This is a genomic window from Cohnella kolymensis, assembly GCF_000829465.1.
In the GTDB taxonomy this organism is placed as follows: domain Bacteria; phylum Bacillota; class Bacilli; order Paenibacillales; family Paenibacillaceae; genus Cohnella; species Cohnella kolymensis.
In genome coordinates, this window is record NZ_JXAL01000001.1 from 326321 (window position 1) to 341928 (window position 15608).

Consider the following 15608-nt stretch of genomic DNA (forward strand, 5'->3'; position numbering starts at 1 on the left):
GGCCTGAAAGCGGACGTTTTTCCGCTTCAGGCCTCGCTTTTTATCTCTCGTACTCTAGAAAAGGGTCCGGTATGCGGATGAGATGCGCTTCCGCATCACTCACACCGACGTACATAGATGCCGTTCCGTCGTTGTGCCTGACAAGTCCTCCGCTGAAGATGACATCCTCCAAGTCGGGACGTTTGGCCGGGCCGTCGGGAAACATTCTCCGCGACGCAATCAATTTGATCGGACTGTAACGGTGCTCCACCGGGTCATATGCGAATGTCATCGGATAATAATGCCGGATATTATTGTTTTCCATGCGGGCGATATGACCCAACACGCCGATCCTGCCGTCTGCGAGCATATGCGCTTCGTTGGCGCCGCCCCATTCGTCGGGCAGAAATTGATGCCGTAACAGCTGCGCCGAATCGATCTTGTCCTCTGTTAATTCATCCAGCGACCCGATCTCCACATAACCGATCATGGCGCGGGCATCATCGACCATCATCGGACGGGTGAACACCCCGATGCGCCCATTCTTAAGATCAACCATCCGGATATCCTTCATCGTCATGGGACCTTTGGCGAACGGCTTGAGCTCGGCAATCGAAGAGCCCCGATAGAATATCGTGCTCCAGCCGGTTACGAAATGAACGTCTTCTTCGTCGAAATACACTTGCACGCCGCCGAATACCAGTTCTCCGCCGATGAAGGCGAAGAAAGGGTCTTGGAGCTCGAACACCGGTGCGCCTTCTCTTGGCACCCATTTGCCGCCTCGTTCGACGAAGAACATCACTTCGGAAGCTTCCTTGTCCCGGTCTTCGACTCGCCCGGCAATCACCCATTCCCCATTATCCATGAACGGTGCCGTAATATTATAAACATCGCGTGTTCCGACGCCTGTGAAAATCATTTTTTTTTCCGCGGGACCGGTAGTCCGACAATTCAAATTCCTTCAACAGATCGACGCATGATTTCGCCTGTTGCGAAAATGTAAGCATGTATGCCCTCCAAACTAAAAAGAAAATCGCAAATCCGCTACTCCAAAATAACTTTCACGGACCGTGATGACTATAGGTACAAGCGACCATTTTTCCTTAAAAAAATGTACCCTTTTTAGAGAAGGAACAAACTGAGGACGTAATAGCATAGCGCAGCCAGAATGGAAACCGCGGGAATCGTAATGACCCAGGTCAGAACGATTCTTCCTGCCATACCCCACCTGACAGCGGAAAATTTCTTGGCGGATCCCACGCCGAGAATGGACGATGTGATGACGTGCGTGGTACTAACCGGAAGCCCGGTGAGCGTAGCGCCCAGAATAACGGAAGCCGATCCCAAATCCGCGGAAAAGCCGTTAATCGGTTCTATTTTGAATATTTTGGTTCCCATCGTTTTAATGATTTTCCATCCGCCTACGGAAGTTCCCAAAGCCATTGCAAGAGCGGCAGCAATCTTAACCCAGAGAGGAATATCCATGTCCGTCTGAACCTTGGCCGCCACCAGCGCGAGCGTAATGATTCCCATCGCCTTTTGCGCGTCGTTCGTTCCATGCGAGAACGCTTGGAAAGCTGCCGTCAGAACCTGCCCGCCGCGGAACGCTTTGTTCAATTGATGGGGGCTTGCATTGGCAAATATCTGCTTGAGAATAAACATGATAACGAAGCCGATCGCAAAAGCGATAAACGGTGAAAGAATGAGCCCTTTAACGACACTTGTAAAACCTTCAGGATCGATGCCTCCCCAGCCTAGAGCGGCAACGCCTGCTCCTGCCAGCGCCCCAATGAGAGCATGGGACGATGAAGAAGGAATCCCGAACCACCACGTGATCAGGTTCCAAATAATGGCCGCACACAAAGTCGCGATAACGATCGTCAAGCCTTGTTCAGGCACTTCAAGCTTGAAAGGATTCACGATCTTCTCGCCGACTGTCTTGGCTACGCCGGTGAACATAAGCGCTCCGACCAGGTTCATGACCGCCGCAAGGATAATGGCTCTGCGAGGCGTAAGCGCGCGCGTCGACACCGACGTGGCGATGGCGTTAGCCGTATCGTGAAACCCGTTAATGAAGTCAAAGCCGAGCGCAAGCACTACGATAACAACAACTAACCACATGATATAATCCATTGTATTCTGTTCAGTCCCCGCCCGCGCCGATTAAGAATTGCGCATGATTATGGATTGCAGCGTGTTGGCGACATCCTCACAGGAGTCTGTCGTTTCTTCAAGTCTTTCATACACTTCTTTGTATTTGATCAACTCGATCGGATCCTTAACGTTCTGGAACAAACTCTTGATACCTTGGCGCAGCAGATCGTCGCCTTCGTTCTCAAGCTCGTTGAGCTTCACGCAGTGCGGCTGAATAGCGAGCAGCTTCTTCTGCGTCAGCAAGTACACCGCGGATTTGATTTCAATGGCACTGCGGCGCAGCACATCACCGAATTTACGGATAATAGGATCTGTCTTTGTAAGTTGGTACATATCGAACCGCGATGCACAAGCCTCTATTCCGTCCAGAACGTCATCCAGCTTCTTGATGAGATCCATTATATCTTCCCGTTCGATCGGGGTTATGAAAGTTTTGTTAAGCTCTGTCAAAATAACATGAGTAAACCTGTCGCCCTGATGCTCGAACTCCTTCATTTCTTTGGTGAATGCAGCGACATCCGGCAAGTCGGCGTTCACAGCCGTTGCAAAGCGGTCTACCGCTTCTGTGATGACATCTGCCATCTGTTCGAGCGTTTTAAAAAAAATGTCTTTTTTTCGGAACACGGATAGCCCTTCTTTCCCGATTAGATGACTTGTTTACAGAAAACCCTGACTTTCGAACCATCCTATATTATCACAGGCAGGACAACTATGGTATAGGTGCCAGATCTCACATGCAACATTTTTTTAATGTACCCGCAGCGTATATTTGATAACCAATATTGATGTTAATGATACGTGAGATGCTCGGTCAACGGCTCCGAATCCGGCACCACATGATAGTAAGTGACGCCCGGCAGGAAAGGCAGTTCCTTCCCGTTCTTCATCAGACGGACGACGTCGCCTTCACGATGCTCCCACTGACATGGGATCGCTTTACCGTTCTGCATCAGAACCGCTTCGCCGCCGCTCTTCATATCGACTTCCAGACGGCCCTTGTCATCTTGTATGACGTGTTTGGTCGACAAAACGACGAGATTAGCGGCAGTCAGCTGCTCGTTATTGTTCTTGTCGATGTGAGGCTTTCCGTTGATGGATCTCGCGTATACGGCTTTGGAGCTGTCGTACGTGTAGGATACCTTGTAATCGGCCTGCAAAAATTTGATTTCGACTTGGGTCGCCGCAGGCGCATTCATCAATTCCGGCGGCTGCTTGTCAAAGTTCAGCTCCGGCATGACGGCTGTGTTCGCGTATTTGCGTTTCTCCGCTCCGGCCCGCAGTTTCTCCAAAGTGGAATAAACATTGTGCGGAGCCTTGCGCGACTTGTCTCTATAAAAAAACTGCCCGGCATTCGTGATTTCATCCAGGTCTTCCTTGTGCTGCCGCTGCAGGATGGCGAAGCGTCGTTGCTTGCACCCGCATGAACGAGCACCCCGCTGTAGAACTCGCCTACTTCAATGAAATAGGGACGAATGCTGCGAATCGGTCCGATCGGGTCCGTGAATTCCTTGCTCTGGAAAACCGCGACAAAACGCGTTATACCGCCCTCGGCAAGCAGCTCCCACACGGTATCGGCCTGCGTCATGCCTGACTGCGGGCGCGCTTTGGAAAAGTTGTTGATCATGACGGAAAATGGCCGGTTGTTCACTTCTTGCTCGACGGGCTGTCCGGTTAATGGAGCGAGGAAAGATACTGTCGGCGCGGGTGTTTCACTATGGGATGCGGAACTGCTCGGAGTGGAAGATGGACTAGAAGATGCCTGAGCGGGCCTGTTCTGAGATTCGGAACCGCATGCGGTCACTGCGGTTAAACTGAGCGCTAACGTAAATACAGCTAACTTCTTAAAACTCGAGTATTGCTTCAATACGACAATCCCTCCGTAAACTTTCATATATTCTCTCCCATTAAAACACATGTTGTACAGCTTGTCTTGGTACCTTCGACATATGTAAAAGCACACAGCAAAAAACCGCCAAAGCCCGGGCTCTAGCGGATTATTGTGCGCTTATTCGGCATTTAGATGCTCCAATGCTGCCAGTCTTGCTGCCGTTGCCGGTGGCTGCCCAGCCACTCCAGCGTCGATTGTATCAATTCTTCTTTATGTTTGCCGTGGGTGTAGGTATGGTCCGCTTGAAAAATGATGTTCTTATCACAATGTCCCTCGCCCCGCTGCCAGAACGTTTTTTCTAATAAGAAGCTGTAATCCGGAGGTACCGCATCATCCGATGTGCCGTGAGCGATAAACACGTCTCCAAGAAACTTCGAAGCTTGTTGGAACGGCTGATGCTCTTGCAGAGACTCGAAAAACGGAGGCTTCAACCGGTACCCCTGGTAATCGGCCTCGCCTTTGCTAATCGTCTCATCATAGATATCGCGGCCTACAATTCTTACGAGATCCGCAAAAGGATACCCTACCGGCGACCACAACGCCAGCGATTTTACCCGCCGATCCTTCGCCGCCGTCAGCAGAGCAACCGCCCCGCCCAAACTGTGTCCCAGCAGCGTAACTCTGCACGGATCAACACAGTCCAGACTCAATCCATAATCGAGCACTGAACGCGTCTGTGCCATCATCGAATCTATGCCATGATCGCCGTACACCCCTTGACTCTCGCCGCAACCCGCGTAGTCGAAGCGGATCACGAGATAGCCTTGTTCTGCCATTTGTCTGGCCGCAAGCACAAAAAGTCGATTAACCCCGACCCGGCTGCCCACAAACCCATGGCAAATGACGATCAACGGCATTTTTTGTTCCGGTGTATGACCTTCCTGCGAAGGATAGTGAATGGTGGCTGCAAGGGCTAAGTCCTCGTGTCTGATCGTGAATGGTCTTTCCATGGCAAGGCCCCCCTCAAGATGTTATTCCCATTAATTCCGATGTAATTAGTATGAATTAAGAATAACATCGGTGGGAGGCTTCTGTCAACTTGGGTGCCTGCCTGGTAAGTGACAGGATTATCGGTGGTTAGATCCGGGCGGGCATTGGTTATTGCAGAGCCTTCGCGGCAATGTCGGTACGATTTTGCTTTCCAAGGAACACGATGCGTTCAGCGGCGCGATAGGCTTGCTTGCGAGCTTCGGTCAGGTCGGCACCGAGGCCGACAATTCCCAGCACGCGTCCGCCGTTAGTCACGATGTTCCCGTTGGCCACTGCCGTTCCAGCGTGGAAAATGAGAGCATCGTTCACTTGTTGCAGCCCTTCGATTACGCGGCCTTTAGGGTAACTACCGGGATAGCCTTCGGAGGCGAGCACCACGCACACGGCAGCTTCCTCACTCCAAGTAATATCGATTTCGTTAAGAGTTCCGTGTAATGAGGCTAGGATGATATCCAGCAGGTCCGTCTTGAGTCGCGGCAGTACCACCTGGGTTTCCGGATCTCCGAAACGCGCATTGAATTCGATCGTTCTCGGTCCTTCTTTGGTTATCATCAACCCGGCAAAAAGCACTCCGCGGAACGGACGGCCTTCGGCCACCATTGCGCGTGCCGTCGGTTTAATGATGTTCTCTGTGGACTCGTCGATGATCGATTGCGGAATGTGTGGTAGCGGCGAATAGGTGCCCATGCCGCCTGTATTCGGGCCTTTGTCTCCGTCGAATACCGGCTTATGATCCTGCGCCGGTGCCATCGCCCGAACCGTTTCCCCATCAACGAAGGCCAGAATGGACATCTCCTGCCCCTCCAGGAATTGTTCGATCACCACTTTATCCCCTGCGGCGCCAAAGGACTTGTCCACCATTGTTTCCTGCAAGGCCTTATTGGCTTCCTCCCGGGTATAGCATACCGTTACTCCTTTGCCGGCGGCCAACCCGTCCGCTTTAATGACGATAGGCAGCGTTTGCCGATCCAGATACTTTTGCGCCGCTTGGTAGTCTGTGAACGTCTCGTATTGAGCAGTCGGAATATTGTATTTGCGTAGCAGGTTCTTCATGAAGATTTTGCTGCCTTCGATCTCCGCGGCATTCTTGCGCGGGCCATAGATGGGAATGTGCGCAGCTCGAACTCGTCCACAATACCCGCCGCCAACGGATCGTCGGGTCCTACAACCACGAGATCGATCGCCGTATCCTTCGCAAATTGTACCAACCTGCCGAATTCCATCTCGCCGATATCTACATTTTCAGCCAGCTGAGCCGTTCCGGCATTGCCGGGCGCACAATAAATCCGCCGCACCTTCTCACTCCGTTTCAGCGCCCAGATAATCGCATGCTCGCGCCCGCCCCGCCCGATGACGAGTATGTTCAAGATGGCTTCCTCCCTTGCTTTCACTGTCTTGATGGCTTACAAAATTAAGTCGCTCAGAATTCCGCACACTCTGCCGATGCTCTTTTGCCGATATCCCTGTCGCTCAGAATCCCGCACGCTCTGCCGCGGCTGAGCGAAGGGGATATCGAGCAAAGGCCGCAAAAACACGAGTTAGTGTTTGAAGTGGCGCACACCGGTGAGCACCATAGCGATGTTGTTGGCGTTCGCGACTGCGATGGATTCTTCGTCTTTGATGGAGCCGCCCGGCTGAATGACAGCCGTGATGCCCGCTTTGGCGGCCAACTCGAGCGTGTCGCCCATGGGGAAGAATGCGTCGGAAGCGAGCACTGCGCCTCGCGCTTTGTCTCCCGCCTGCTCGATGGCGATGCGGGCTGCGCCGACGCGGTTCATCTGTCCTGCACCCACGCCGATCGTCATGTTGTCCCGGGCAAGAAGGATCGCGTTTGACTTCACATGCTTAACGACCTTCCAGCTGAACAGCAGCTGCTTCAGCTCTTCCTCGCTCGGAGCGCGGTTCGTTACAACCTTCAGGTCGGCAGCGGTCAAGCTGTGCACATCGCTTTGCTGTACGAGCATGCCGCCTTCAACGCTGGTGATCAGCCACTCGGAACGGCGCTGCCCCGCGGATGCCAGATCGCCGATACGCAGCAGGCGGATATTCTTTTTGCGCTGCAAGATTTCCAAAGCAGCCGGCTCGAAGTCCGGCGCAATGACGATTTCGAGGAAAATATCGTTCAAGCGTGCGGCAGTCTCCGCTCCGATCGTCCGATTGGCAGCAACGATGCCGCCGAAGATCGAAGTGGGATCAGCCTCATAGGCTTTCACATACGCTTCGTCAATGTCCCGGCCAATGCCGACGCCGCAGGGATTCATATGCTTGACCGCGACCACCGCCGGCTCGTCAAACTCTTTAACGATTGCCAGCGCCGCATTCGCGTCATTGATGTTATTGTAGGAAAGCTCCTTGCCGTGGAGCTGCTCCGCTGTCGTAATGTTTCCCGCAGAGGCCAGAGGCTTCCGGTAAAACGCCGCTTTCTGATGCGGGTTCTCTCCATAGCGGAGATCCTGCACTTTCTCGTAAGTGACGGTCAAGCTCTCAGGCAGCGGGTTCTCCAACTGCTCGGCAAAATAATCCGAGATCAGCGCATCATACGCGGAAGTGTGACGGAACACTTTGGCGGCCAGCCGTTTCCGGGTGTCCAAACCGGTATCCCCATCCCGCCGCAATTCTTCGAGCACACCGGCATAATCGCCCGCGTCTACCACTACAGTTACGAACGCGTGGTTTTTGGCCGCGGAACGGAGCATGGTCGGCCCGCCGATGTCGATATTCTCGATTGCATGTTCATAGCTCACATCCGGTTTCGATACCGTTTCTTTAAAAGGATATAAGTTCACGACCACAAGGTCGATATAGTCAAGGCCAAGTTGCTGCATTTGCTTCACATGCTCGGGTTCGTTACGAACGGCGAGCAGGCCGCTGTGTACGGCCGGATGCAGCGTTTTGACGCGTCCATCGAGAATTTCTGGAAATCCGGTAACCTCGGAAATGCCGATGACCGGCACGTTTTCCTTTTCCAGCAGCGTCTTGGTGCCGCCGGTTGAAATGATTTGTACACCCTGCTGCGCCAGCTCCCGGCAAAACTCTACAATCCCGGTCTTGTCCGATACGCTGACCAAAGCTCTTTTGATTGCCACAAATCCCACTCCGTTCGCTATCAATTTGTGATCGTTACCTTGCGTCCGGTGACGGACACCTGTCCTTCGGCAATCCAGCCTACCACCTTGGGCAAAAGCTCGTGCTCCACTCGATGAATGCGTGCTGCCAATGTTTCCTCTGAATCATTTTCCTCAACTTCAACAGCGTGTTGCGCGATAATCGGTCCCGTATCCATGCCTCCATCCACGAAATGAACGGTGACACCGGTTATTTTCACACCATATTCCAAAGCCTGTCCGATACCATTGATGCCCGGAAAAACAGGAAGTAATGAGGGATGAATATTAATCATGCGCCCGCAGTAAGGCTCCACCAGGACGTCGGTGATAATTCGCATATAACCTGCCAAAACAATGAGATCGATTCGCTCACGTTCAAGCTTAGCGACAATTTCCCGCTCATAGTCTTCACGCGATGAATAGTCTTTGGGGCGGAACGTATAGGTTTCGATGTTAAAATGTTTCGCACGCTCCAGCACGTACGCGGACGGTTTGTCGCACACGACGAGTTCAATCGACGCGTTGATGCCCGTATCTCGTATGGCCTCGGCAAGCGCTTGAAAGTTGCTTCCGCTGCCGGAAGCGAACACAGCAATCCGCAAAGATGCGGTCATGGCAATTCCACACCCTCGAATGTCACAACTCGGCTGCCGTCTGTAACCGTACCGATCCGATATGCCTGCTCTCCCTGCTCCCGGGCTGCTGTCAATACTTGCTCAGCTTGCTCTTCAGGAACGACAAGCACCATGCCGATGCCCATGTTGAAAGTCGTAAACATGTCCCGATCGGAGATGCCGCCGGCTTGCTGCATCAGGCTGAAGATCGGAAGGACCGGCCATGCGCCGCGTTTGATGTCCACGTTCACGCCTTCGGGCAGCACGCGTGGTATATTTTCGATAAAGCCGCCGCCTGTAATATGCGCCATTCCTTTTACCGTAACCTTCTCCAGAAGCCGGAGAATTTGCTTCACATAGATGCGGGTCGGCTCGAGCAAAGTGTCGCCTAATGTCTTGCCTTTAAGCTCGGCAGGCGTCTCCGTCAAAGCATACCCTTTCTGTTCCAGCAGCAGCTTGCGCACCAGGGAAAATCCATTGGAGTGAACGCCGCTTGAAGCCAAGCCGATAACCGCATCTCCTCGCTGAATCGAGGACCCGTCGATCACTTTGGGACGGTCTACGATGCCTACCGTAAATCCGGCGATATCGTACTCACCGTCCTGGTACATGCCCGGCATCTCGGCCGTTTCTCCGCCGATCAACGCGCAGCCGGCTTGTTCGCACCCGTCGGCCACACCTTTGACGATGGCTTCGATTTTCTCAGGCACGAGCTTGCCGCAAGCCAGATAGTCGAGGAAAAAGAGCGGCTCGGCTCCGGTTACGACGACATCGTTCACGCACATGGCGACGGCGTCGATGCCGATGGTGTCGTGCTTGTCCATGGCGAACGCGAGCTTCAGCTTGGTGCCGACACCGTCCGTGCCGCTGACCAGCACAGGCTCCTCATACTTGTCCTTGTTCAGGCTGAAAAGCCCGCCGAAACCGCCGAGCCCTGTGAGCACTTCGGGGCGGAAGGTCTTTTGGACGTGTTTTTTCATCCGGTCGACGGCTTCGTTGCCTGCGGCTATGTCGACGCCGGCTTGTTTGTATGCTTCGGACATTTTACGGATCAACTCCCTTTTCCGTTGCGCTGTAAATGCGGCTCCGTGAGCACCATCGGCTTCCACCGCTGTTGTATTCACGTGACCTGATTGATTGGCTGGAGGGGGTCACGTGAATACAAAGGCGGCCGTTTCACTTTCCACCCGATGGTGCTCCCTCCGCCGCTTGCTGGCACATCATCTCATTGTAAAACCACACGCATAAACGGCGTCGCCAAGATTGGCAACTCGTTAATTTTATATTCGTTAGTCGCAGCCGCAGGTGATTTTGGCGTCTGGGAAATCTACGGGGGTCGGGTAGTCACGGTCGAAGCAGCCCATACATAGGCCGCGGTTGATTTCGCCATCGTGACCGCCGATTGCTTCGACTAGACCTGGCTTGCTCAGGAAGTAGAGAGAGTCCGCGTTGATGGCTTGGCGGATTTGCTCGACTGTCTTGCTGGATGCAATCAGGTCATCCGTGTTCGGCGTGTCGATGCCGTAGTAGCAGGGATTCATGAACGGAGGCGACGTGATGCGCACATGCACCTCGAGGGCGCCGGCTTCGCGTAGCAGATTCACGATCCGCAGCGAAGTCGTTCCGCGCACGATGGAATCGTCGATCATGACGACTTTTTTCCCTTCCACGACTTTGCGCACGGCGGACAGCTTCATTTTGACCCCTTTTTCACGCAGCTCTTGGGAGGGCTGGATGAAAGTACGGCCAGTATACTTGTTCTTAATAAGTCCGAGCTCGTACGGAATGCCTGTTTGCTCCGCGTAGCCGATCGCGGCCGAGATGCTGGAATCCGGCACACCCGTAACAATATCCGCATCGATAAAAGACTCCTGAGCCAGTCGCTGGCCCATCCTTTTGCGCGAAGAGTGCAGGTTGATTCCGTTGATGTCGCTGTCCGGGCGGGCAAAATAAATGTATTCCATCGCGCACACAGCCCGGCGTTCCATCTGCGCAAACCTCTCTTCATGCAGTCCGTTCTGATCGAGCACCAGCAGCTCGCCAGGCTGTACATCGCGCACATATTGCGCACCGATCGTCTCAAGCGCGCACGATTCGGATGCGAAAATGTATGCTTCACCCAGCCGGCCCATGACAAGCGGACGAAGGCCGTGCGGGTCACAGGCTGCAATCAGCCGGTCTTTGGTCAGAATCAAAAAAGCGAAGCCCCCGATCAGCCTTGAGAAAGCATCCTTCACCGCCTCGACCAAATCCTTCGGCGAGCGCGCGATCAGATGCGCAATGACTTCGGTGTCGCTGCTCGTCTGAAAAAATCGAGCCGCTGTCCTCCAGCTCCTTGCGTATAGAAGGCTCGTTCACGAGATTGCCGTTCGTGGCAACCGCCAGGTCGCCGCCGCGGTATTTGAAGACGAGCGGCTGCGCATTCGCAAGCTGGCTTGCGCCGGACGTCGAATACCGGACGTGGCCGATCGCCCGATCGCCCGTCAATGCTTCCAGGCGGTCGCGCTCGAACACTTCTTTCACAAGGCCCATTCCGCGATGATAGTGGAACGCTTCCTTGTCCGACGTGCAGATTCCGCAGCTTTCCTCACCCCGATGCTGCAGCGCATGCAAACCGTAGTAAGACAAGCTGGCGGCATCGGGATGGCCGAACACGCCGAACACGCCGCACTCCTCTTTTAATTTGTCAAATATAGAGTCGCGGCCGCCGGCGCCCTCGTTGTAATAGTCTCCGGTCCAGAAGCGTTCCACTGCCATCCCCCCGTTCGCTGATCTCGCTGTCATTACCCGTTACCGTTCATTCGGCTGGCAATTGCGTTCTTCCACTCATGGCGCAGCTCGGCAACCGAAGCATCAATCTCGGTGTGCCCGCCGACCGTAATGTTCAGCCGGTCACCGCCCACCGTGCCCATCCGCTGTACGGGAACCCCTGCGGCAGACACCGCCGAGAACAGCGCATCCGCTTGATCCGGCTTGGCTGTCAGCAGGATACGCGATTGCGATTCGCTGAACAGTGCGAGATCCGCGCGCAGATTGGTCGTAAAGTTGACATCCGCACCAAGCCCACGTCCGAAACAGGATTCGGCGAGCGCAGCCGCCAAGCCGCCTTCGGATAAATCGTGCGCGGAGGCTGCGAGCCCCTGCTGGATTACGTTAAGGACCGTTTTTTGCAGCTGAAGCTCGGTTTCAAGATCCAATTCCGGAGGCCGGCCTTCCGCAACATGGAACATCACATGCTGCAGCTCACTGCCACCGATTTCCGCTTTTGTTTCTCCAAGGAGGAAAATAACGTCTCCCTCGGCTTTGAACTCTTGCGTCGTAATATGATCGATATCGTGAACAAGGCCGACCATGCCGACAACCGGCGTCGGATAGATGGCGCCTTTGGCATTCTCATTGTAAAGGGACACGTTGCCGCCGATGACCGGAGTTTCCATTACGCGGCACGCTTCAGCCATGCCGTCTACCGCTTTTTCCATTTGCCAGAACACTTCCGGTTTCTCGGGACTTCCGAAGTTCAGATTGTCCGTGATCGCCAGAGGCTCGCCTCCGGAGCAGACGATGTTGCGTCCCGCTTCAGCTACCGCTATGCGGCCGCCCACTTCGGGATCCAAGTACACATAACGTCCGTTGCAATCCGTAGTCATAGCCAAAGCTTTGCGGGTTCCGCGAATCGTAACGACGGCCGCATCGGAGCCCGGGCGCACCGCCGTTGATGTCCGGACCATGTAGTCATATTGGTTGTAAACCCACTCTTTGCTCGCAAGCGACGGTGAACCGAGCACTTTTTTCAGCGCATCGTTCAAGTCGAGCACTTGCTCGTAGCTGTTCGTATCGATCGAACGATTTTTCAAATAGTATTCCGGCACTTGGGAAGGTTTATGGTACACCGGGCAGTCGTCGACCAGCGCATGCACCGGCATGTCGCCGACCATCTCGCCTTTGTGGAACAGCTTCAGCCGTCCGTCATCGGACACTTTGCCCACCTTCGCACAGTGCAGTCCCCATCGCTCAAAGATGGCCTTGGCTTGCGCTTCATGCTGCGGTTCGCAAACGAACAGCATCCGCTCCTGCGACTCGGAAAGCATCATCTCATACGCCGTCATGCCCTCTTCCCGCTGCGGAACCTCGTCGAGATAAAGCTCCATGCCGTTGCCCGCTTTGCTCGCCATCTCGGCGCTGGAGCACGTAAGACCCGCTGCTCCCATATCCTGAATGCCTAGAACGATGCCGGAGTCGATCAGTTCCAGCGTCGCTTCCATTACAAGCTTCTCCATGAACGCATCGCCGACCTGTACAGCCGAGCGCCTGGCTTCCGATTCCGCGGTTAAATCCTCAGATGCAAATGTGGCACCGTGAATTCCGTCTCGGCCCGTTGCCGGACCGACGTAGAACACCGGATTGCCGATACCTTTGGCGACGCCGCGTTGGATTTTGTCATGGTCGATGAGCCCGACGCACATGGCGTTAACGAGAGGATTTCCCTCATAAGCCTCATCGAACATCACTTCGCCGGCAACCGTCGGTATGCCGATACAATTGCCGTAGCCCGCGATCCCGCTGACCACATGCTCGAACAAGTAACGTACCCGCTCATTTTCCAGACGGCCGAAACGCAGGGAATTGAGCAATGCCACGGGGCGCGCACCCATGGAGAAAATATCGCGAATGATGCCGCCTACACCGGTTGCCGCGCCTTGGTACGGCTCTACCGCCGACGGGTGGTTGTGAGATTCGATTTTGAAAACAACGGCTTGGTTATCGCCGATATCGACGATCCCTGCTCCCTCACCGGGACCCATCAACACGCGAGGACCTGTAACCGGAAAACGTCTAAGCAGCGGTTTCGAGTTTTTGTACGCACAATGCTCCGACCACATGACGCTGAATACTCCGATTTCCGTGTAGTTCGGAAGACGTCCCATAAAGCCGCAGATCAGCTCGTATTCTTTGTCGGATACGCCGAATTGCTTGTATATCTTCTGCTCGGCAATCTGCTCTGCAGTCGGTTCTTTAGCGGACACTAGCTGCGCCATGACGTTCCCTCCAAGCATTGAGTACTGACGTGAACATACGCGCGCCGTCCTCGGAACCGAGCAGCTCATGCACAGCCCGCTCCGGATGCGGCATCATGCCGACCACGTTACCCTCTTTATTGCAGACACCGGCGATGTTATCGACCGAACCGTTCGGATTTTCACCTGCATAGCGGAAAACGATCTGGTTATCGGCTTTTAACTGCGCCAGCGTCTCATCATCTACATAATAGCTGCCTTCGCCATGAGCGATGGGGATATCGATCATTTCACCCGCACGGTAAGCGCGCGTAAACGCAGTAGAATTGTTCTCGACGATCAAGTCAGCGGAGTGGCACCGGAATTTGAGCGAGTTGTTACGAATAAGCGCCCCAGGCAGGAGCCGTGCTTCCGTTAGAATCTGAAATCCGTTGCAGATGCCGAGAATGAATTTGCCCGCCTCTGCCGCCTTCCTAACTTCAGCCATCACAGGAGCGAACTGGGCGATCGCGCCGCAGCGCAAGTAATCCCCATAGGAGAATCCCCCGGGTATGAGAATCGCATCATATTGAGACAAATCGGTGGCCGTGTGAAAAACATAGTCAACAGGCTGTCCGATCGTATCTTCCACCGCTTTGAAGCAGTCGATGTCGCAGTTGGACGCCGGGAATACCAGAACCGCAAAATTCATCAGCCATCAGCCCTCCAATTCATAGCGATAGTCTTCGATGACCGTGTTCGCCAGCAGCTTCTCGCACATGGCGATCAGGCGTTGTTCCCCTTCGTTCCGATCGGCCGTATCCAGTTCGATTTCCATATATTTACCGATTCTCACTTTGCCGACTTCAGCGAAGCCCATCGTATGCAGCGCGCCTTGCACCGCGTTGCCCTGCGGGTCCAGCACGTTTTCTTTGATCGTCACAAAAACCTTTGCCTTCATGAGTTCTCCTCCCGGCCGGTCAACCGGCGATAGATTTCCTGGTATCTAGACGTGGCAGCGGCGACGACTTCCGGAGGAAGCGTTGGCGGCGGGCTGTTCTTGTCCCAGTCCGAACCCGCCAGGTATGCGCGCACCGGTTCCTTGTCCATGCTGTCGATTTCGATGTCGAGCGCGTAGTTTTCCTGTGCCCAGAATCGCGAGGAATCCGGGGTGAACAGTTCGTCTATTAGAATCATCTCTGAACCAATGAGTCCGAATTCAAACTTGCAATCGGCGAGAATGATGCCGCGTTTCGCGCAGAAGTCCCGGCCGAAGTGATAAAGCTTCAAGCTTCGGTCCCACAGCTCGTCCGCCAGCTTAGGGCCGATCCGCCTCACCAGTTCCCCGAACGAGATGTCCTCGTCATGGCCGACGTCGTTTTTGCCTGCCGGTGTGAAAATGGGTTTTGCCAGCTTGGCGTTCTTGCGCAGGCCTGACGGGAGCATTATCCCGTTTACCTGTCCGTTTTTTTCATATTGCCGCCATCCGCCGCCTGTAATATAGCCGCGTACCACGCACTCGACATCGATGCGTTTCGCTTTACGGCTGATCATGACGCGTCCGGCCAGCTTCTCGGGATCCGATATCAAATCTCCCAACTTGGAGACATCCGTATGAATGACATGGTTCGGCTGAAGTGCCGCCGTCTGCTTGAACCAAAAGGAACTGAGCCCGTTCAGCACCGTACCTTTGCCCGGCACGGGAGGATCCAGCACATAATCGAATGCCGAGATCCGATCCGTGACGACGATCAACAGCTCGTCGCCGAGATCGTACAGCTCCCGGACTTTACCTTTATGAATGAGCGGGGCGTTAACGAGCCCTTGGGCCGTAGCCAATGCATGAGTGGTCATCTGTGTCTCCTTCTCCCGGCGCCTCGGA

Annotated in this window: 11 protein-coding genes and 4 pseudogenes; all 15 read right to left on the reverse strand. The window is 54.4% G+C overall.

The window, feature by feature from the left end; genetic code table 11:
- Positions 1-40: 40 nt before the first annotated feature.
- The 15 genes and pseudogenes from SD71_RS01585 to SD71_RS01650 all read right to left on the reverse strand — a co-directional run bounded on the left by SD71_RS01585 (position 41) and on the right by SD71_RS01650 (position 15580).
- Positions 41-986: pseudogene (locus SD71_RS01585) on the reverse strand (DUF1861 family protein).
- Between the two features lie 115 nt (positions 987-1101).
- Positions 1102-2112: an inorganic phosphate transporter gene (locus SD71_RS01590; protein ID WP_041058728.1), complete on the reverse strand. Its 1011-nt coding sequence runs from the start codon at positions 2110-2112 to the stop codon at positions 1102-1104.
- A 30-nt stretch (positions 2113-2142) separates the two neighbouring features.
- A complete protein-coding gene (locus tag SD71_RS01595; protein WP_041058730.1) occupies positions 2143-2757 on the reverse strand; it encodes a DUF47 domain-containing protein in 615 nt (204 codons plus the stop codon).
- A gap of 164 nt (positions 2758-2921) precedes the next feature.
- A complete protein-coding gene (locus SD71_RS24560) occupies positions 2922-3368 on the reverse strand; it encodes a DUF3048 C-terminal domain-containing protein (RefSeq protein ID WP_235426954.1) in 447 nt (148 codons plus the stop codon).
- Positions 3369-3443: 75 nt separating this feature from the next.
- Positions 3444-4048, reverse strand: a pseudogene (locus tag SD71_RS25740) (DUF3048 N-terminal domain-containing protein); the annotation flags it as partial.
- Positions 4049-4149: 101 nt separating this feature from the next.
- Entirely contained in the window at positions 4150-4971 is an 822-nt protein-coding gene (locus SD71_RS01605; RefSeq protein ID WP_041058731.1) for an alpha/beta hydrolase, read from the reverse strand.
- Positions 4972-5119: 148 nt separating this feature from the next.
- Positions 5120-6378: pseudogene (purD, locus tag SD71_RS01610) on the reverse strand (phosphoribosylamine--glycine ligase).
- Between the two features lie 171 nt (positions 6379-6549).
- Positions 6550-8097 carry a bifunctional phosphoribosylaminoimidazolecarboxamide formyltransferase/IMP cyclohydrolase gene (gene purH, locus SD71_RS01615; RefSeq protein ID WP_041058732.1) on the reverse strand — a complete coding sequence of 516 codons (1548 nt, stop codon included), beginning with the start codon at positions 8095-8097 and terminating at the stop codon, positions 6550-6552.
- Between the two features lie 20 nt (positions 8098-8117).
- Positions 8118-8732 carry a phosphoribosylglycinamide formyltransferase gene (gene purN, locus SD71_RS01620; protein WP_041058733.1) on the reverse strand — a complete coding sequence of 205 codons (615 nt, stop codon included), beginning with the start codon at positions 8730-8732 and terminating at the stop codon, positions 8118-8120.
- Positions 8729-9775, reverse strand: coding sequence for a phosphoribosylformylglycinamidine cyclo-ligase (gene purM, locus SD71_RS01625; RefSeq protein ID WP_041059667.1), 1047 nt, complete (start codon positions 9773-9775; stop codon positions 8729-8731). Before purM ends, purN begins: the two co-directional genes overlap by 4 nt.
- Before the next feature lie 246 nt (positions 9776-10021).
- Positions 10022-11489 (reverse strand): annotated as a pseudogene (gene purF / locus SD71_RS01630) (amidophosphoribosyltransferase).
- A gap of 26 nt (positions 11490-11515) precedes the next feature.
- Complete coding sequence (gene purL / locus SD71_RS01635) at positions 11516-13768, reverse strand: phosphoribosylformylglycinamidine synthase subunit PurL (protein ID WP_041058736.1); 2253 nt, start codon at positions 13766-13768, stop codon at positions 11516-11518.
- Positions 13746-14438 carry a phosphoribosylformylglycinamidine synthase subunit PurQ gene (gene purQ, locus SD71_RS01640; RefSeq protein ID WP_041058738.1) on the reverse strand — a complete coding sequence of 231 codons (693 nt, stop codon included), beginning with the start codon at positions 14436-14438 and terminating at the stop codon, positions 13746-13748. The genes purL and purQ overlap by 23 nt, the downstream gene beginning before the upstream one ends.
- A 6-nt stretch (positions 14439-14444) precedes the next feature.
- Complete coding sequence (gene purS, locus SD71_RS01645) at positions 14445-14687, reverse strand: phosphoribosylformylglycinamidine synthase subunit PurS (protein WP_041058740.1); 243 nt, start codon at positions 14685-14687, stop codon at positions 14445-14447.
- The gene (locus SD71_RS01650) at positions 14684-15580 is read right to left on the reverse strand and encodes a phosphoribosylaminoimidazolesuccinocarboxamide synthase (protein WP_041058743.1); all 897 of its coding nucleotides are present in this window, start codon (positions 15578-15580) and stop codon (positions 14684-14686) included. The genes purS and SD71_RS01650 overlap by 4 nt, the downstream gene beginning before the upstream one ends.
- Positions 15581-15608: the final 28 nt, after the last annotated feature.